Here is a 17,533-nt window from a genome sequence, read left to right as displayed (position 1 = left end):
CTGGATCTTTTATTTTTACTTATGCCGCGAATCGATGTGCATCGATGAGCTGTGCGTGGCCATTCGTTTTTGAGGGTAAAGCGCCTTGGCCAAAGCCGTAATCGCAATCGGCGCCTCGCCAAAGCCAACTGCAATCAGCGCGGCCTTGCCTGGGTAGGTAACGCCATCACCAATTGCATAGACGCCAGGGACGCTGGTTTCCATTTTGGAGTCAACCTTGATCAGTCCCCGCTCGCTTGCCAATGGCAGTTCCCACTCATTAAGCGCGGCGTTGTTGGAGGTAAAGCCATAATTAACCAAGATTTTGTCTACTGCCAGATGTTTTTCTTCATCTGAGCGCATCTTTTTAAGCGTCAAATCAATCGAATCATCTTCGTTCACCTGCAGTTCCTTAGGCAGGTATGGCGTTTCCACCTGAACCTGAGATTTTTTCAGCTGGGAGACGGTATGCTCCAAAGCACGAAAGGCATCCCGGCGATGAATCAAGTGAACCTCTTTGGCGATCGGCTCCAGCATCAGTGCCATATCAATCGCCGAATCACCGCCGCCCAGCACTGCCACGCGCTGATCGACAAAATCAGACTGATCACTGACAAAATAGCGCACCTGTCGTCCCTCCAGCTGGTCTGCGCCATCCAATGCCAGTCTGCGTGGTGAAAAGGCGCCGTTGCCCAATGCAATCACTACGGCTTTGGAATAGGACGTTCGCTGTGCTGATTCAATCTTAAAGGTCCCGTCAGCCAGCTTGACGACGTTGGTAACCTGCTCGCCTAAAAATTGATCGACCGGCGCAATAGCCATCTGTTTTTTTAGATCAGCAATCAACTCGCGCCCCTGCACGCCAGCTTCACCAGCTACGTCCCAGATTTGTTTTTCCGGATAGAGCGCGGCAACCTGTCCTCCCAGCTGAGGCAGGCTTTCAATCAGCTGCGCCTTTAATTCATGCAGACCAGCGTAAAAAGCAGCAAACATTCCGGCGGGACCGCCACCAACAATCGTTACGTCATATGTCTGTTCCATCATCTTTACCTCGTTTTAAAAAAATCTTTTCTACGACAAAAGCCATTGTACCACGGCTTGGCGCCTTAATTTTGATAAAACGGTTTAATTGTTGTCAAAACAATGTTTGAGTTTTGATTGGTTTTTGGTTATTATGTAATTGTAAACGTTATCTAACAATATTCATTCGGAGGAAATCAATCAATGGCTAAAAAGAAAATGATTTTAGACTTGGACACTGGTGTTGACGACGCTTTGGCTCTGGCTTACGCGGTTGCTGATCCAGAAGTTGATCTGATCGGGATCGTGGCTTCATACGGCAACAACCTGCTGGACGTTTGTGCTGAAAACAGTCTGAAGCTTTTGGAACTGCTCGGCCAAACCGATGTGCCTGTCTACAAAGGTCTGCCACACTCCAGCACGACCGACAGCTTTGAAGTTATGCAGGTTTCTAAAGACATTCACGGTAACAACGGGATCGGCGATGTTGAGCTACCAACCCCTAAGCGTGCCGTAGAAGCCGAATCCGGTGTCGACTTCTACATCGAAGCAGCCCACAAGTATGGCAAGGATCTGATCATCATTCCTACTGGCCCAATGACCAACCTGGCCGCTGCCCTGGAAAAGGATCCTGAAATTGCTCACCTGATCGGCAACGTTACGTTCATGGGTGGTGCATTGACGGTTGAAGGTAACGTTACCGACGTTGCTGAAGCCAACATCAACCAAGACGCCAAGGCTGCCAACACGGTTCTGCAAAGCGACCTGCCATTGACGATGGTTGGCCTGGACGTTACGCTGCGCACGCTTTTGACTAAGAAGGAAACGCAGCAATGGCGCGACCTGGGTACGAAAGCTGGTAAGGCCTACGCTGACATTACCGACTTCTACATCGATGCCTACTACAACCTGGACATCGACAAGAACGGCTGTGCCCTGCATGACCCACTGGCAGTCGGTGTCTCCATCGACCCTACCTTTGTTCAAACGATCAGCCTGTTTATGAAGGTTAACTACGAAGAACACAACTACGGCCGGACGATTGGCGACAACTCACGCTTGAACGATCCTAATCCAAACGTTAAGGTTGCCGTTAACGTTGACAAAGAACGTTACTTGAAGGTATTCATGGAACGTTTGAACAGCGTCTTGAAAGAACACTAATTACTAATCAAAAACCTCATCGGTGCTTGCCGATGAGGTTTTTTGATTCTATTCAGTCTGCAGATCAGCTGATGGCAGATCCATGGCTGCGTTCTGAGCTGGCATAACAGCGTTTAGAAGCGTTAATTGCGCTAAGGCCTCAACCCACTCGGCATCATCATTTAAAGCTGGCAGCAATTGATATTCACTTCCGCCAGCGGCTAAAAAGGCATCTCGGTTCTCCTCGCCCAATTCCTGAATCGTCTCCAGACAGTCAGCGGTAAAACTAGGCGCGATGACCAGTACCTTGCGATAGCCTTGCTTAGGCAGCGCGGTCAAAAGATCTTTGGTGGCCGGCGTCAGCCACTTTGCCGGTCCAAAGCGCGACTGATAGGCTTGAAAACAGGGAATCTGCAGCCACAAACGCTCAATTACCGCCATGGTCGTTTGCCGGCAGCGCTGGGCGTAAGGATCACCGGCCTTTTGATAACTGAGCGGAATGCCATGATATGAAAAGACGATTGCATCTGGATTCATTTTAGCAACCGCTTTTTGCAGTTTATTCGATAATGCTTTGACATACGGCCAAAAACTGCTGTAGTCACTGACGAATCTAATTTCTGGAACCGTTTTGCGATCCTGGTAAAACCGAGCGACGTCATCTTGAACCGAAGCCGTGGTTGTAGTTGAATACTGCGGATACATTGGAATGATCGTTAAATCGGTGATTCCTTGAAACTCAAATTCTTTTAAGGCCGCACCAATCAGCGGCTGACTGTAGCTCATGGCATAGCGAACCGTATAATCCGGCAGTCGCTTTTGCAGCAGCTGGGCTTGGCGCTGGGTATAATGCAGCAACGGCGAGCCAATCTCTGATGACCACAGCTGCTCATAATTAACGGCCGACTTAGGAGCATGTTTGGGCAGCACCATCATGTTTAGAATTGGCTGCCAGATCAATGGCGGCATATGAATGACCCGCCGATCGCTTAAGAACCGCCGTAGAAATCTGGTAACCGCTAGAACGCTGGGATCACTTGGCGTTCCAAGATTAACCAGCAGGATGCCTTTTTGATTTTTCTTCATAGTTTTGCCTCTTACTCTTATTGAAATTCAATAGGACCATTCTACCACGACATCTAGTAGCCATTTTATATTCAAACGCCATATATTGTGTCCAGGCTGATCAAATGATTATCAGTGAATCTCAATGAATTTAAACCCAGCTTGATTCAAATCAATTTCTCCGCTTAAATTCTTTTTTATTTCAAATTAAACTTCGATAAAATTTCTGCTGGCTTGCACTATGCCAAGTTATTTTGTAAGATGAAAACGATCAATCATTCATGTCTGGGGTGCCATACGGCTGAGATAATACCCATTGAACCTGCTCTGGATAATTCCAGCGAAGGGAGATACGGTAAATAATCTGTTGTAATCAGCCCCACTGTGGATCTTTTCCATAGTGGGTTTTCTTTTGGACAGGTGATTGAAAATTTCAATCATTAGGAGGGTCTTTCATGGCCAAAAAAAATAACAAGTTTCATCTGCGCGACATCATCCTGCTGGCACTGGTCGGCATTATCTTTGGGGTGATCTACTGGGCAGCTGCCTTTATGTACAACGCGCTGACCATTGTCTTTACACCGCTCAAACTGCCAATGATGGGTAACGATCTAACCATGGGACTTTGGTGCATGGCCGGTCCGATGGCAGGATTTATGCTGAAAAAACCTGGTGCGCCTTTTCTTGGCGAGTTTTTAGGCGCCGCTGGTGAAGCCTTGATTGGTGATCAATGGGGCGCGGCCAATCTGATTTCTGGTGCCGTCCAAGGGGTTGCCAGCGAACTGGGTTTTACGTTTACCGGCTACAAGCACTACGACTGGCTAGGGGCCGTTTCAACAACCATTACCACGACAATCGTAACGTTTGCCTGGGATTGGTTCCGCAATGGCTATAACAAGTTTGGCTTCAAAAACGTTTACTACTTTAGCGGCCGGCTGCTTTCAATGTTCTTCTTCTGCGGCGTTTTGGTAATGCTGATCGAACGGCTTCTGGAACGCTCGCATGTCATGAAACGCGAGGAATTTAACGACTAATGAATCATTTGGCAATTGACAATCTGACTTTTGCATATACGCCAAAGCACCCGACGTTAAAAGACGTTGCGCTGAAAATTCCGGTTGATTCGTGGACGCTCTTTTATGGTGCTTCCGGCAGTGGCAAGTCCACGCTGATGCGCCTTTTAGCCGGTCTGCTGCCTAAATACGGCGGCCGGATTCTGCAGGGAAACATCGAGCTGCCGAATGGTTTAACCGTTGCGATGATGTTTCAGGATCCCGGGATGCAGTTCGCGCTTGATACGCCGCAGCATGAATTGGAATTTGCCTTGGAAAACCTGCAGCTGCCTGCCAACAAGATGCCTGCCCGCATTGAGCATGCCTTAAAATTCTGCGGCATTGAGCACCTGCGCGATCGTCAGCTGGCCACGATGTCAGGCGGTGAGCAGCAGCGGGCCGCCTTGGCCGTTTTAGTCGCGATGGATACTGATATTCTGCTGTTGGACGAACCATTTGCCAGCATCGACAACCATAATCGGACTTTGCTGATTCAGCAGCTGACCTTACTGCAGCAAAAGTATCACAAAACGATTATCGTTGCTGATCATGATCTGCATGGCTATCGCGGTTTGGCAAAACAGATCATTCACTTTGAAAATCAGCGGGCCCAATTGCTTGATGCCGCTGCCAGTGATGCACTGCTTCAGTCTGCCGATCAGCTGGCCGCCACGGTACACCATGTCAAACTACCGACTGCCAGCGACCAGCCGATTCTAACGCTCAAAAAAGTAGTGATTGAACATGGAGATCAAAAGCTGATCATGGCAAATGACTTTTCATTTTTCAAAAATCAAACGACGCTGCTGACTGGCGCCACGGGAACCGGGAAATCCTCATTGTTTAAGGCTATTACACACTTGGCGGCCTACCAGGGAACAATCGTCTATAATGACCAGGACAGCCAAAAAATCAAACCGCGCCGTTATGCTCAACAGGTCGGCTACGTCTTCCAGCATGCCGTCGACCAGTTTCTTAGCGTAACGGTTAAAGAGGAGTTGGCGCTGAGTCTTAAAAAGGGCCGTAATCCCTACTTTGACGAGGATCACCTAGCCGCGGCACTTAAGCTGCTTGATTTGAATAAATTGCAGGATCGCGTAGTCTACTCGCTTTCTGGCGGTCAGCAAAAAAAGCTGCAGCTGCTTTTAATGCTGATGATGGGGCAGCCGGTTCTGCTGTTGGATGAGCCTTTTAGCGGCCTTGACCTTCATTCGCTGCACAATGTCGTTGATCTGATCAAGGCCAGCCAAAAAGTCTACCCGCAAACAATGATCATTATCAGCCATCAGTTGGAGGGCCTGGAAAAGCTGATTGATCGGCACGTAAAACTGGCAGACTGTCAGCTCAGCTATCGGGAGGAATTTTAAATGAATCCAAGTTTTAAACTGTTGTTGGTGCTGATCATTGCCTTAGAAGTCTCGTTTACGCGCCATTTAACGATCAATCTGGTCTTGGTTGCCGTTGCCATAATCTATCTTTTGACTAAGCGCATTCGGCCCCGCTTGTTTGGCTGGCTGTTTTTAATGCCGTTATTTCCAGCAATCGCGGTATTTATCACGATTGCCTGGTTCAGTCCCGGCCATGACTATTTTTATGCCTGGGTGCTATTTTCACGAATCTATGTCTACGTTTTTACCGGCGCGGCTATTACGCAGACCACCAGTCCACTGGAGCTCACCCGCTCTTTGGAACAAAATCTGCATCTGCCCAGCAAGTTTGCTTATGGAACGCTGGCAGCCGTCAATCTGATTCCACGGATTAAAATGGCGGTTAAAACGATTCGCGCGGCTGGTCAAATGCGGGGCATCAATCTGTCTTGGTGGTCACCAATGCTTTATTTCAAGGCAATCCTGCATGCCATCACCTGGTCGGACCAACTGGCGCAGGCTATGGAATCACACGGCTACGTTGAGGATCGCGCGCGGACCAGCGTTCATCAGATTGCATTAACGGCTCGTGATTGGTCAATATTGATAATAAGTATTATTTTAATACAGATTATCACATTTGCCCTACCATAGCAGATTCGATATAATTAAAGAAAATATTTGGAGGATTCCAATTCATGGATAACAAATTCGGTCAGCGAATCGTTAGCGCGCTAGCCTACTTCAGCATTTTCTTTTTACCGGTCATCTTCCCATTGATCGTCTGGATTATCGCAAAATACCAAGGCTTCAACGAGGTGCGTAAAAACGCTGTTAAGGCCTTCTGGAGCCAGATTTTCCCCTTGCTGTACATGATTGCGATTTTTGTAATCATTGGAGCAGCCAACATGCAGAATCTGGCTCATTTAGGCGGCTTGTTCAGCATTCTGGCAGCTTTTGCATTGCTGCTGGCCTTAGTACTTTTGATCTACAACGTTGCGATGGGAATCGCGGTTTTGTTGGGACGCAAGCCACAAGATCATCACCAGGAATTCTAGTTTACAAGTCAGTAATCCTTGTCTCAGCACTGAGGCAGGGATTTTTTATTTTGGCATATTAAAAATCAGATTGTGTAAAAACAGATTATTAGCATACTAATTAAGCAAAAACAGCGCTATGCCAAGCTTTGTCGTGCTTAGCATAGTGCTGTTTTTTTGATTACGTTTATTTAGTGCTTGAATTGAGCTTTAATGACTGATTCTTCTGGAATGTTCTTTTTACCCTTCAGCATCTGCAGCAAAATCTCGCCGGCACGCTGCCCCATCAAAAAAGGATTTTGCGAAACTACCTTAGCATAGGGACAGATACTGCCAATCAACGCAGTATCGGCAAAGCCAGTTACCGCAGTTCTTGCTTCGTCAATGACATGCTCTTTCATCAATCGCGGCAAAAATTCCAGCAACCAGCGTTCTTTGAGGGCAAACAAAAGACATTTACCTGGTCGACTCAAGGCTTTTTTGAGTGCACCATAGACTGCATCCGGCTGAAAGTTGTTCTCATCAATTTCAATCGTCTCAATGGTCGACGCTGCTTGACTGATTCCTTGAAAACGCTGGATTCGCGTTGAAGCCAACTCAATCGTCGAAGTCAAAACTACAACCCTTTGAAAGCCTTGATCAGCGAAATATTCCGTCGTACTGCGCGCAGCCTCATAGTTGTCAGTTACTACTTTGGGCCATGTTGAGCGTGGTAAGTCACGATCCACAACTACGACTGGAAAATCACGCGTTAGCTCACCAGCGACCTGCTCCGTATCGCTGGTTAATGGCTGAAAAACCAAGCCATCAAAGCCATGCTGGTTGATTGAATGCAGCAGCTGACGTTCATGAGTCAGACTTGAGCCGGAATTTAAAAGGACCGATATGTATCCTGCCTCTTCAACCCGACTTGATATGCCACGATAGATTTCAACTGAAAAATAATCTGCAATATTAGCCGCCAGAACCGCAATAATTCGACTGCTATTGCGCGCCATCTCTCGTGCTGCTGAGTTGGGAACGTAATTCATTTTTTTAATGGCAACCCGAATTCGCTCAGCAGTCTGGTCTGACATTTTTTGCGTTTTGCCATTTAAAAATCGCGAAACCGTTGCCACTGAAACATCAGCAACTTTAGCAACATCTCTAATCGTAGGGCGTTTTTTACTTGCATCTTTTATCGACATAAAATTCACTCTTTCGCTAATCCTCTAAACACTTAATTATAACAATGGCGACTGTTGATGACAATTTAGCCCTAATTCATCTCTCTTTTTGTAAGCCCTTAAATTTTTTTGATAAATTTAAGGTAACGGGTTAACCTTTATAAACCCTTTAATATCAACAGGTAACAGGTTAACCACATGAAACAAAAGGAATTTGCAAACTAAAAATAGTATTGAATATTTTAGGTTAACAGGTTACACTATAAAACGTTGAAAGCGAAATCATTTTTGGAGGTGCGATCTTGAACGAAAGAACACTAATCGATCCAGAAGCCTTTGCCTTGAAGTTTGCCCAAACCGCCCAAACGGAAGCAATCGCAGACAAAGACCTGGCCATTGCCGCTAAGAAGTTTCTACTGAGCTATCTAACCGCCTATTATCTGGTTGACGATTTTAACGCCATTGAAAGAACCAATTTCAAGCGGGTTGATGAGAAAAAATTTCAAGATCTGACTTTTGAAGAATTGCTGAATCGAGTCAAATCATTAAACAAGTACTGAGACATTTTAAAAAGGGGACGAAAAAAATGACTTTAATCTTAAACACTTGGATTTTTGAAAATGATGTTAAGAAAGGTGTCAGTCAAGTTGACCTGGTTAAGCGGGTTGCCGCTTTGGGTGCAGATGGCATCGAAGTTCATCGCGAATACTTCAAAGACTTTGATGTTGAATTAGCCGCCGTTGCCAAAGCCGCCCGCGAAAATGATTTGATCGTCAACTATAGTGTGCCGGATGTGATCTTTGAAGCTGATGGCACGATCAATCCTAAGCTGCCACAATACTTTGCGGAAGGCAAGCAGATGGGCATCGCCAAAATCAAGTTCAACACTGGCAACTTCTCAAGCTACCATGGCGACCTGGCAAAAGATTTAAGCAAACTGCCATTGGCTGAAATCAAAATGAATGTTGAAAATGACCAAACACCAGTCTCAGGAACTCCTGATGCAATCATTAAATTCCTGACTGCAGCAAGAAACGCTGGCCTCAACAGCATCGGCTACGTTTACGATCTTGGCAACTGGGCCTTTACCGGCTTCGATGCCGTTTTGGCCGCCAAGCAGCTTGCACCTTATTGCGACTACATCCATCTTAAAAACTCCATGCTGGACAGCGAAGGTCATATGATCACCACCGATGATTTGGATAAGGGAATGTTCAATTGGAAGATCATCTGCAGCTATCTGCCACATGACGTTCAATTTGCTTTGGAATTCCCAATGGCTTCCGACCAAGACGTTGCCGCACAAATCAAACTGTTTCAAGAAAATATTTAATTCATCAGAAAGTCTAGGGTGAGCAATTATGTCTTCTACTATCATTGCGATCTTGCTTTTGATCACATTTATTGGTTTTATTGTCTATATTCTTAAAGGCGGCAATTTGATGATTGGTTTTTTCATCATGGCTATTTTATGGGCCGTGATTGGATTAGTGCCATTCAATGTTGCCATTAAAAAAATCTTCGCTGAGCCAGCCCTAAACTACGGCCCAACGATCATCTACATTGTTTTTGGTTCTTGGTTCGGACGCGTCTTGGTTGACAGTGGCATCGCACCAGCCATCTCAGCCGCTACCAATAAAGTCGGTAAGAAAAAGCCGCTTTTGGCCGCGGTGTTGGTTGCCTTGGTCACATGCCTGATTTTTGTCAGTGCCTATGGGGTTGGCTCGGTAATCGCAATCGGCGTTATCCTGTTGCCAATCCTGCTGTCGGTCGGTTTACCCCGTGATCTGGCCCTCTCGGTATTCGTTTTGTCGATCGGTGCTCCGATGTATCTGAACGTTGTCTTGTACAACCAAATGAAAGCATTCTTCCCAAAGGCGGTCTACGGTGGCAAATACCTTGAATTCGGCATTGCTGCCATGATCGTTCAGATGGTTGCTGTATTGATCTTTTTATTCGTTCATCGCAAACAGATTGACCCTGCCAAAGCAGATGAAAATCTGGCAATTATCGGCGCGGCTGACAACGCTGATGAAGTCAAGTCGGTACCGGTGATTTCATATCTTGTGCCGATCATCCCAGTTGTCATGAACATGCTTTTCAAATGGGATGCGGTTCCGGCCCTAACGCTTGGTACTTTAATTGCAATGCTGCTGACGGGACAGTTTAAAGATTACAAGCACTCGATTCAATTTATGAATGACACGATCAAAACTGCTATCAGCGATATTGCCGGATTGATTATGTTCTTGATGGCACTGACCATGTTTAGCGGTGCCGCTTCAATGAATGCCGTTCGTTTCCGTCCAATCTTTGCTGCCATTCTGCCGCACAACACCTTAATTCTGTGTCTGGCAATGGGAATCCTGGCACCTTTGGCATTGTTCCGTGGTCCGCTCCATGTCTGGGGTGCCGGCGCCGCAACCGCAGCCGTTCTTTCAGGAATCGGTCTGTTCTCGGATGCATTGCTGCTGCCTTTAATGTACGTGCCAACGTTATTAGCCGTTTCAACTGATATTACTCAGTCATGGAACGTCTGGGGCCTGGACTACATGAAGGTTGATTCTAAGAAATTCTTGAAGAATGGCGTACCCGTTATGTGGATTGTAAGTATCATTAATGAGCTGCTGGTATTCCATTTCTTCGGCTAAACTAATTTAAAAAGAGGTATATGAATCATGAGTGAAGTAATTACTATCGGTGAACCAATCGTCACTTTTTGTTCCAAAGAACCCGATGTTTCAATGGCTGATGCCTTAGAATGGCACAAAATCCTTGGCGGTGCTGAGCTTAACGTAGCAATTGGCGTCAAGCGTCTTGGCCATTCGGTTGAATACATCTCGCGTGTCGGCGAGGATCCATTTGGCGAATACACCAAAAAGACGATTGCCAGTCATCAGGTCGGTACCCGCTACGTTTCTTCTGACCCCGACTACTGGACCGGTCATCAGCTAAAAGAGCTCGTTACCAAGGGCGACCCTAAAACCTTCAACTACCGGAAGAACTCCGCAGCCTGCCATCTCAGCAAGGAAGTCATTGAAAAAGTTGACTTAAGCGACGTCAAAATCGCCCACATGTCAGGAATTTTCCCCGGCATCTCTGACACCGCAGAAGAAACGTTCCGCGCGCTGTTTAAACGACTGAATGAAAACAATATTCTTACTACCTTTGATCCTAATCTGCGGCCGCTTTGGAAGAGTCACGACTATATGGTCAAGACGATCAATGAACTGGCCGGCTACGCTGATATCGTGCTGCCTGGCGTCGAGGAAGGCAAGATCTTGATGGGCTCTGATGATCCAGAAGCAATTGCCGACTTCTACCTCAAGGGAGAACGAACCAATACGGTGATCGTTAAGATCGGTGCAGAAGGCGCGTTCGTAAAAACCAGCAATGGCGACAAGTACACGGTCAAAGGCTTCCACGTTGACCATATCGTCGACACGGTCGGCGCGGGCGATGGTTTCGCCCTGGGCGTCATTACTGCCCTGCTTGAAGGCAAATCGCTCCGCTCTGCAGTAATGCGGGGCAATGCCGTTGGCGCACTCCAGATTCAAACGCCCGGCGACAACGATGGCTACCCAACTCCTGATGGTCTGAAAGAATTTTATGTCAAGGAAGGAGTTGTCGAAGACTAATGAAACTGCAGGCAGCAATTGACCGCGTTACCTTAGAACAGGCTAAGGATTTAGCGCGTCAGCTTGATCCAATCGTTGACATCATTGAAATGGGAACATCATTGATCAAGGATTACGGCTTTTACGCATTGAATAAAGAAGCATTAGGACTGCAGCATGCCGAGCTGCTGTTGGACGCCAAAACGATTGATGAAGGACAGTACGAGTTTGAAAAGGGCTTTGAAACCGGAGCCGACATTCTAACCGTTATGGGCGCGGCTTCGCAAGGAACGCTGGAAACTACTTATAAGGTTGCCGAACGGTACGGTCGGCAAATGTTTATCGACCTAATGGAAGTCAATGATCAAAAACTGGCAGCCATTGATCAATTTGAAAATGCAATCTATGGCCTGCATCATGCCAAAGATGATACCGGTACCTTTAATGCCGCTGACTCGGTTGCCAGCTTCCATCAAAAATATCCGCAGATCAAGCGCATCAACGTGGCTGGCGGCATTGACCTGAATCAGGCACGAAAACTCAAGGCACAGGGAATCGCGGAAACCGTAATCGTTGGCTCTAAGATCGTCAAGGCTGCTGATCCGGTGGCCGCTGCTAAGGAATTTATGAAAGAGGTTAAATAACATGAGCTTAATTGCACAAGTCAAACAAGAAATCGATACCGTTTTAGATTTAGTTGACGAAACTCAGCTGGATGCCGTTGCACCTTTGCTGACCAAAGAAAAGCGCATCTTTGTCCTGGGTGCTGGCCGGTCTGGTTTAATGGCGCGTGCCTTTGCCATGCGGCTGATGCACATCGGCTATACGCCCTATGTCATCGGTGAAACCATCACTCCTTCTGTGCAGGCTGGAGATGTCTTAGTTGCCGTATCAGGCTCTGGCAATACCAAGAGCATCGTTGAACTGGCAGAAAAAGCCAAGCAAAACGGTGCTGAAATCATCGCCGTTACCAGCAACGCCAACTCAAAACTAAGTGAACTTGGCGATGGCGTCATCGTCGTTCCAGGTGCTACCAAAGCTGGCGATGGGGTTAAATCCATCCAACTCTTAAGCACTCTTTTTGACCAGACCGTCCATATCGTTTTAGATGTTTTGTGCCTGAAACTAAGCCGCCGCGACCATACCTCTAATGATCAGGCAGCCAAAGAACACAGCAACATGGAATAATCGTTCAACTTGCAACCAACTCCCTATCCTCAAACTCCCAAAAACCCCAATGATCGTTGATGATCATTGGGGTTTTCCTATTTTACGTATTGGTCCAAGAATTTCTGGACGTGTTTTTGATAGGCTTTAGGATTCGTAGCAAACGACTTGGCATGGGCTGCGCCTTTAACGACCCAAAGCTGCTTGGGACCACGAGTTGCTTGATAGTTTTGATATACCATCCGCGTTGGCACGAAATCATCATCAGCTCCATGAATAAACAGCATTGGGCGATGATTTTGCTTCAGCATTGCCGTTGAGCTGGCATCATGCAGATAAAAACCATTGGCAATGCGGTTGATGATGCTCAATGATCCTTCCAGCGGCTTACGGACCAGCCATGGCAGATGATAGAGATTCTGCGCTTCATAATCGATCTCAGCAGCCAGACTGGAATAGCCGCAGTCTTCAACAAAAGCCTTAACCTGGCGCGGAAGCTGAATGCCGCTGGTCATCATGGTCGTTGCTCCACCCATACTGACGCCAAACATCACGATCTGGCTGTCTTGACCATTATGCTTGATCAGCTTGTTGATCCATTTGCGCTCGTCATAGCGTTCCGGCCAGCCGTAGCCAATATATTTACCCTCGCTTTGTCCCTGCGCGCGGGCATCGGGAACCAGAACGTTATAGCCCAACTGATGAAACAGCGCTCCATAGGCTCCCATCTGATCCTTATTGCCCATAAAGCCATGCGCGATCAAGACGCTCTTATTAGTCTTTTTTGCGGCTGGGACGTACCAGGCATCCAGCCGATAGTTGCCGGTTGCGGATTTGATCGTCCAGCGCGTTTTATGAACGTCTTGATACCACTTTTTCTGCTGATACAAGGGATCGCTCTTAACGATTTTCGTATTGTTATTGATAAAGTCTTTGTGCCCCGGTACCATTGCCACGTGAAAAAAGTAGCCGCCAGCAGCAAAAATCATGATCAAAAGCGTTGCCGCCACACCGATCAGCCAGCGCAACCACCGATGCTTCCTAGATTGATTATGCAAAATTATCCCTCTTTTTCTCAAATTCACAATGACTACCAGTTTAGCAGATTTTATTTTGATTGTCGAAATTCTTTTTACACGCTCTGTTGCTCAAATAATGATAAAATAATCGTAACAAACTAATTAAGGAAGTGAGCATATGTTTCCAGAACGTCTGCGTGCTTTAAGAAAAGGCCAAAACCTCACCCTAAATGAACTTGCCCAAGCGTTGAACGAGCATCTGGGACCTGGCGAAAGACCCAACACGCCAACTCAGATCGGCAACTGGGAACGTGGCATCCGCAATCCCTCATTCGTTGAGGTTCGTAAAGTAGCCGAATTTTTTGACGTCAGCATGGATTATCTATGCGGCCGAACCGAACGTGATGGTCACGACTTGGCAAAACTTTTCTTCTCAAATCAAGACTTGCTGTTTGAAGGTACCGTCCTAACCAGCCAGGATCGCTATGAAATTTTTCAATTAATCAATGGCTACTTAAAGGGACGCAGCCAGCGCAGTGAAACTGACACCTTTTATGGCAAGCAGGAAGAACTGAATCTTGATTTTAAGGAGTAAACGATGAACCCCAAGCAGTTAAAGAAACTCAAAAAACAAGTTAAAAAAGCCCATCAAGTCGTTAAAAAGCAGCCATATATCGAGCAATTGATGACCTATCGTGATCTATTCGACGATTTTCCGCAGATTAAATTTCTGATCAATAACGTCTTGGAAAGCGATCGGCTGATCAAAAATGGTCTTTTACCGCAGCCATTACCTAAACTGCTGCTGCCCGACAATATTCAAGACATCATCTTTAAAAAAGTCAACGAGCAGTACCCACAAGGCAACCCAGAAGGCGACCGGCTCTGGAATCGCTACGTGGATGCCTTGCCAAAACTGGACCGGCTTCTGCGTAATTATCGCGACTATCTGGAAGCGACCTATGGTATGTGGTCCTACGTCAACGCGCCTTACATCAAGGCCCTTTCAGAATACCTGCATGGACGGCCAACGCTTGAGATCATGGCTGGTAATGGCTATATTTCCAGCGGCTTGCGGAATCTGCGGCCAGCACAGACGATCTTTGCCACCGACAGTACCGATTGGACCAAGGAAAACGAGACCGGCAAGCATCCCGTCACCACGATTGAGCCTCTGGATGCCTTGGCCGCAATTAAAAAGTATGGCAGTCAAGTCGATTATGTCATCATGTCATGGTCGCCCGACAAGCTGGAAATTGATTGGGAAGTCTTGCAGCTGCTGCGTAAAGACTATCCAGAAGTCAAATTATTGGTCATTGGTGAGAAAAACGGTGCTACTGATTCAGCTAAATTCTGGCAAAATGCTCATCTAACCCAGGATGACGAGCTGAAAAAAGTTAATGAACAGCTCCACTCATTTGACTTGATTGACGAACAGATCTATTTGGCTCAGTAAACAAAAGACCACCGAAGGAAAAATCCTCCGGTGGTCTTTCTGCGTATTGATATTATCTCAGGCTAGTGACGAACGTCCACTTTCGCCATTGCCAGGCCCCTTGCAATCCGGCAAGTTAACGGGCCCCGCTCGAAATGTCATTTCCGCTCGCGCGGGGCAGCCAAACAAGGGTCGGCTGCCTGACCTCTCGACTCATCGCAATGGCTAGAATAGCACACTTAAAGCTTTCATGCAAACTATTCAGCCGCCTTGGCCGCGCGATTCTCATTAGTCTGTGCCAGCTGCTTCGTCACCCAGGCCTGCATTTTTTCAGTCAGGGCCGTGGTTGAGCCGTTTAGCTCGTCAGCAGCAGCCAACTCATCAATTCGTAAGCCTGAAGCATTCAAATCGGTTCCTGTAGCCACCAGATACAGATTAACTGGTTTGGCATCGGCACCTTCTAATAGCTTAGGGTCAAGACGCATGGCCTCCTGCATTGGAATATTGATCAAGTTGGTTTCCAGAGCTACTTCAAGCGAATCACCGCTTGGCATAGCGACTTGCCACACATAACGAGCCAGATAGCCGGCATCCAGCTGATCGATTACGAACTGCAGCCCTTTTGTCAAAGTCGCAGCTTGTTGAATCTGAGCTGCATCGGCAGTATCCGTCTGCGTTTTTGCCTTATCCAGCTGGGTCAGATAATCATTAACCGTTAATTCCATCGCTTATCGCCCCATTTTGTTGATTTCCTGGATTGAGTAATAGTGACGCTGTTTTATGCCATACCAGATTCCGGCAATACAAAGAATGATCCCCAGGATTGCCAGCACCTGTACGAACATCCCGTAGACGGAAGCTTTAGGCCGCACCACCTCAAAAGCTCCCCAATCTGCGGCAGCATAATACAGCATTACCAATACCGTTACATAACCATCAAAACGCCAGTCCAGTGCCGCCAAAAAATCAACGACTACTGAAAGCGCAACGATCAGTCCGGCACGCCATAAAACCGTGCTGCTGACCAGTGACGTGCCGTGTTGATGATACATCAGCAGTTCCAAAGTCAGTGCAATCAGCATCGTAACCGTGGAAATGGCAATCACTTTGATGACGTTGTTCGACACTTTCTTCATTTTAAAAAAATCTCCTCATAATTTGCTTGGCAACATCACCATTCTACTAGAAAGCGCTGTAAACCTCAATTACTCTGCCGATTGCTGGCCAAAAATATTGTATACTAAATTTATAGAAATCAGGAGGGATCAACAATGGCAGATGGACAATATCACAACATTTTAGTACCAGTCGATGGCTCAAAGGTCACGGCTCAGGTTTTGGAAAAAGGCATTGCGATGGCTAAGGCTTGCGATGCTCACCTGGATATTTTAAATGTCGTTCAGGTTACGCAGCTTTCCGATGGTTACGCGCCTGCCAGCTCGCTTTCACCCGACCAAACCTATGACTTGGTTAAGACGACTCAAGAACGCCTGGAAGACCTTAAGCAAAGGGCAATCGATGCTGGCGTTGCCAAAGTCGACATTCACGTGCGGTTTGGCAATCCTAAGCAGGTTATCGGCCGCGACTTTCCCAAAGACCACAACAACGATTTGATCGTAATCGGCTCAACGGGCTTATCAGCTTTTGAACGCATCGTCTTAGGCTCAGTAACCGGCTATGTAATTCGTGTTGCCAAACCCGACGTCATGGTTGCTCGGACGCAAAAATAGCAATTATTCAATAAATCATAAAAGGACATGCCCCATTTGGAATTGGATGCATGTCCTTCTTTTTTGCATTTTAGCGGAAAACAGGCGCTTAGTCTAAGCCCAGCCGTGTCTTAACCATCTTTTCCACTTCATCAGCCGTGTAGCACAGGTTGATGGCATCGCTGGCCCACTTGGCGCATTCCTTGGTGTCCAGATCCTTCATCATGCTCCGCGTCCGCAGAATCGAGCTGGCACTCATGGAATACTCGTCCAGTCCCATGCCCAGCAATAATGGCATAGCCAGCTGATCACCAGCCATTTCGCCACACATGGCCGCCTTGGTGTTGTTGGCATGAGCGGCGTCAATCACGTGCTTGATCAGCCGCAAAAAGGCTGGGTTGAGCGGCTGATACAGGTAGGAAACCGCGTCATTGCCCCGGTCGGCCGCAAAGCAGTACTGAATCAGGTCATTGGTCCCGATACTGAAGAAGTCGACCTCCTTAGCCAATTGATCGGCATACAATGCAGCCAATGGCACTTCGATCATCATTCCGATCTTGACGTTGTCGCCTAGACCCGGGTGATCCTTTTGCAGCTCATCCTTGCATTCCTGGTAGATTGCCTTAGCCTGACGCAGCTCAGCCAGAGTCGCGATCATTGGGAACATGATCTCAACGGGACCAAATTCAGAGGCCCGAATCAAGGCGCGCAGCTGCGTCTTGAAGATGTCAGGCCGGTGCAGGCAGATTCGAATTGC

General features: G+C 47.1%; 21 protein-coding genes and 1 riboswitch. Of the genes, 14 read left to right on the top strand and 7 right to left on the bottom strand.

Features of this window, described 5'->3' with window-relative positions; translation table 11 throughout:
- Window positions 1-15: 15 nt before the first annotated feature.
- Window positions 16-1,023: an NAD(P)/FAD-dependent oxidoreductase gene (locus FC47_RS08170; RefSeq protein ID WP_006500773.1), complete on the bottom strand. Its 1,008-nt coding sequence runs from the start codon at window positions 1,021-1,023 to the stop codon at window positions 16-18.
- 180 nt (window positions 1,024-1,203) lie between these two features.
- Between FC47_RS08170 and FC47_RS08165 the strand changes: the two genes are divergently transcribed.
- The gene (locus FC47_RS08165) at window positions 1,204-2,163 is read left to right on the top strand and encodes a nucleoside hydrolase (RefSeq protein WP_006500774.1); all 960 of its coding nucleotides are present in this window, start codon (window positions 1,204-1,206) and stop codon (window positions 2,161-2,163) included.
- A 48-nt stretch (window positions 2,164-2,211) separates the two neighbouring features.
- Here the strand turns inward: FC47_RS08165 and hemH are convergent, their stop codons facing one another.
- Window positions 2,212-3,228 carry a ferrochelatase gene (gene hemH / locus FC47_RS08160; RefSeq protein WP_056968588.1) on the bottom strand — a complete coding sequence of 339 codons (1,017 nt, stop codon included), beginning with the start codon at window positions 3,226-3,228 and terminating at the stop codon, window positions 2,212-2,214.
- A gap of 255 nt (window positions 3,229-3,483) precedes the next feature.
- A riboswitch (TPP riboswitch) is annotated at window positions 3,484-3,573 on the top strand.
- 89 nt (window positions 3,574-3,662) lie between these two features.
- On the opposite strand from hemH, the gene FC47_RS08155 reads away from it, so the two are divergent.
- The 4 genes from FC47_RS08155 to FC47_RS08140 are packed head-to-tail and all read left to right on the top strand — an operon-like array spanning window position 3,663 to window position 6,684.
- A complete protein-coding gene (locus FC47_RS08155; protein WP_006293525.1) occupies window positions 3,663-4,241 on the top strand; it encodes an ECF transporter S component in 579 nt (192 codons plus the stop codon).
- Entirely contained in the window at window positions 4,241-5,626 is a 1,386-nt protein-coding gene (locus FC47_RS08150) for an ABC transporter ATP-binding protein (RefSeq protein WP_056968587.1), read from the top strand. The genes FC47_RS08155 and FC47_RS08150 overlap by 1 nt, the downstream gene beginning before the upstream one ends.
- Window positions 5,627-6,280: an energy-coupling factor transporter transmembrane component T family protein gene (locus FC47_RS08145; RefSeq protein ID WP_056968586.1), complete on the top strand. Its 654-nt coding sequence runs from the start codon at window positions 5,627-5,629 to the stop codon at window positions 6,278-6,280.
- A 44-nt stretch (window positions 6,281-6,324) separates the two neighbouring features.
- Window positions 6,325-6,684 (top strand): magnetosome magnetite crystal formation protein family, encoded by a 360-nt coding sequence (locus FC47_RS08140; protein WP_006500779.1) that lies wholly within the window; start codon window positions 6,325-6,327, stop codon window positions 6,682-6,684.
- A 170-nt stretch (window positions 6,685-6,854) separates the two neighbouring features.
- Here FC47_RS08140 and FC47_RS08135 read toward each other — a convergent pair whose 3' ends face one another.
- A complete protein-coding gene (locus FC47_RS08135; protein ID WP_006500780.1) occupies window positions 6,855-7,850 on the bottom strand; it encodes a LacI family DNA-binding transcriptional regulator in 996 nt (331 codons plus the stop codon).
- A gap of 281 nt (window positions 7,851-8,131) precedes the next feature.
- Between FC47_RS08135 and FC47_RS08130 the strand changes: the two genes are divergently transcribed.
- Genes FC47_RS08130 through hxlB form a run of 6 tightly spaced genes read left to right on the top strand, consistent with a single transcriptional unit; the run spans window position 8,132 to window position 12,634 of the window.
- The gene (locus FC47_RS08130; RefSeq protein WP_006500781.1) at window positions 8,132-8,389 is read left to right on the top strand and encodes a hypothetical protein; all 258 of its coding nucleotides are present in this window, start codon (window positions 8,132-8,134) and stop codon (window positions 8,387-8,389) included.
- Between the two features lie 26 nt (window positions 8,390-8,415).
- Entirely contained in the window at window positions 8,416-9,162 is a 747-nt protein-coding gene (locus tag FC47_RS08125) for a sugar phosphate isomerase/epimerase family protein (RefSeq protein ID WP_056968585.1), read from the top strand.
- 28 nt (window positions 9,163-9,190) lie between these two features.
- Window positions 9,191-10,480: a transporter permease gene (locus tag FC47_RS08120; protein ID WP_006500783.1), complete on the top strand. Its 1,290-nt coding sequence runs from the start codon at window positions 9,191-9,193 to the stop codon at window positions 10,478-10,480.
- A 27-nt stretch (window positions 10,481-10,507) separates the two neighbouring features.
- Complete coding sequence (locus FC47_RS08115) at window positions 10,508-11,467, top strand: sugar kinase (RefSeq protein WP_056968584.1); 960 nt, start codon at window positions 10,508-10,510, stop codon at window positions 11,465-11,467.
- Window positions 11,467-12,090 (top strand): orotidine 5'-phosphate decarboxylase / HUMPS family protein, encoded by a 624-nt coding sequence (locus FC47_RS08110; protein WP_056968583.1) that lies wholly within the window; start codon window positions 11,467-11,469, stop codon window positions 12,088-12,090. Before FC47_RS08115 ends, FC47_RS08110 begins: the two co-directional genes overlap by 1 nt.
- Before the next feature lies 1 nt (window position 12,091).
- Window positions 12,092-12,634 carry a 6-phospho-3-hexuloisomerase gene (gene hxlB / locus FC47_RS08105; protein ID WP_056968582.1) on the top strand — a complete coding sequence of 181 codons (543 nt, stop codon included), beginning with the start codon at window positions 12,092-12,094 and terminating at the stop codon, window positions 12,632-12,634.
- A 77-nt stretch (window positions 12,635-12,711) separates the two neighbouring features.
- Here the strand turns inward: hxlB and FC47_RS08100 are convergent, their stop codons facing one another.
- Entirely contained in the window at window positions 12,712-13,671 is a 960-nt protein-coding gene (locus FC47_RS08100) for an alpha/beta hydrolase (protein WP_081036760.1), read from the bottom strand.
- A gap of 139 nt (window positions 13,672-13,810) precedes the next feature.
- Here FC47_RS08100 and FC47_RS08095 point away from each other — a divergent pair, with 139 nt between their 5' ends.
- Window positions 13,811-14,227 carry a helix-turn-helix domain-containing protein gene (locus FC47_RS08095; protein ID WP_033934985.1) on the top strand — a complete coding sequence of 139 codons (417 nt, stop codon included), beginning with the start codon at window positions 13,811-13,813 and terminating at the stop codon, window positions 14,225-14,227.
- Between the two features lie 3 nt (window positions 14,228-14,230).
- Window positions 14,231-15,088 (top strand): hypothetical protein, encoded by an 858-nt coding sequence (locus tag FC47_RS08090; RefSeq protein ID WP_006500790.1) that lies wholly within the window; start codon window positions 14,231-14,233, stop codon window positions 15,086-15,088.
- A 236-nt stretch (window positions 15,089-15,324) separates the two neighbouring features.
- Here the strand turns inward: FC47_RS08090 and FC47_RS08085 are convergent, their stop codons facing one another.
- A complete protein-coding gene (locus FC47_RS08085; RefSeq protein WP_006500791.1) occupies window positions 15,325-15,792 on the bottom strand; it encodes a hypothetical protein in 468 nt (155 codons plus the stop codon).
- A 3-nt stretch (window positions 15,793-15,795) separates the two neighbouring features.
- The gene (locus FC47_RS08080) at window positions 15,796-16,203 is read right to left on the bottom strand and encodes a hypothetical protein (RefSeq protein WP_052133617.1); all 408 of its coding nucleotides are present in this window, start codon (window positions 16,201-16,203) and stop codon (window positions 15,796-15,798) included.
- Window positions 16,204-16,338: 135 nt separating this feature from the next.
- Here FC47_RS08080 and FC47_RS08075 point away from each other — a divergent pair, with 135 nt between their 5' ends.
- Complete coding sequence (locus FC47_RS08075) at window positions 16,339-16,797, top strand: universal stress protein (protein ID WP_006500793.1); 459 nt, start codon at window positions 16,339-16,341, stop codon at window positions 16,795-16,797.
- A gap of 88 nt (window positions 16,798-16,885) precedes the next feature.
- Here the strand turns inward: FC47_RS08075 and FC47_RS08070 are convergent.
- Window positions 16,886-17,533, bottom strand: a 648-nt coding sequence (locus tag FC47_RS08070) for a phosphoenolpyruvate--protein phosphotransferase (RefSeq protein WP_162258420.1), incomplete at its 5' end; no start/stop codon positions are given.

It is taken from the genome of Limosilactobacillus mucosae DSM 13345 (assembly GCF_001436025.1).
Lineage (GTDB): Bacteria > Bacillota > Bacilli > Lactobacillales > Lactobacillaceae > Limosilactobacillus > Limosilactobacillus mucosae.
The sequence above is the reverse complement of the archived record's forward strand: the minus strand, read 5'-3'. Positions and strand labels throughout refer to the sequence as shown.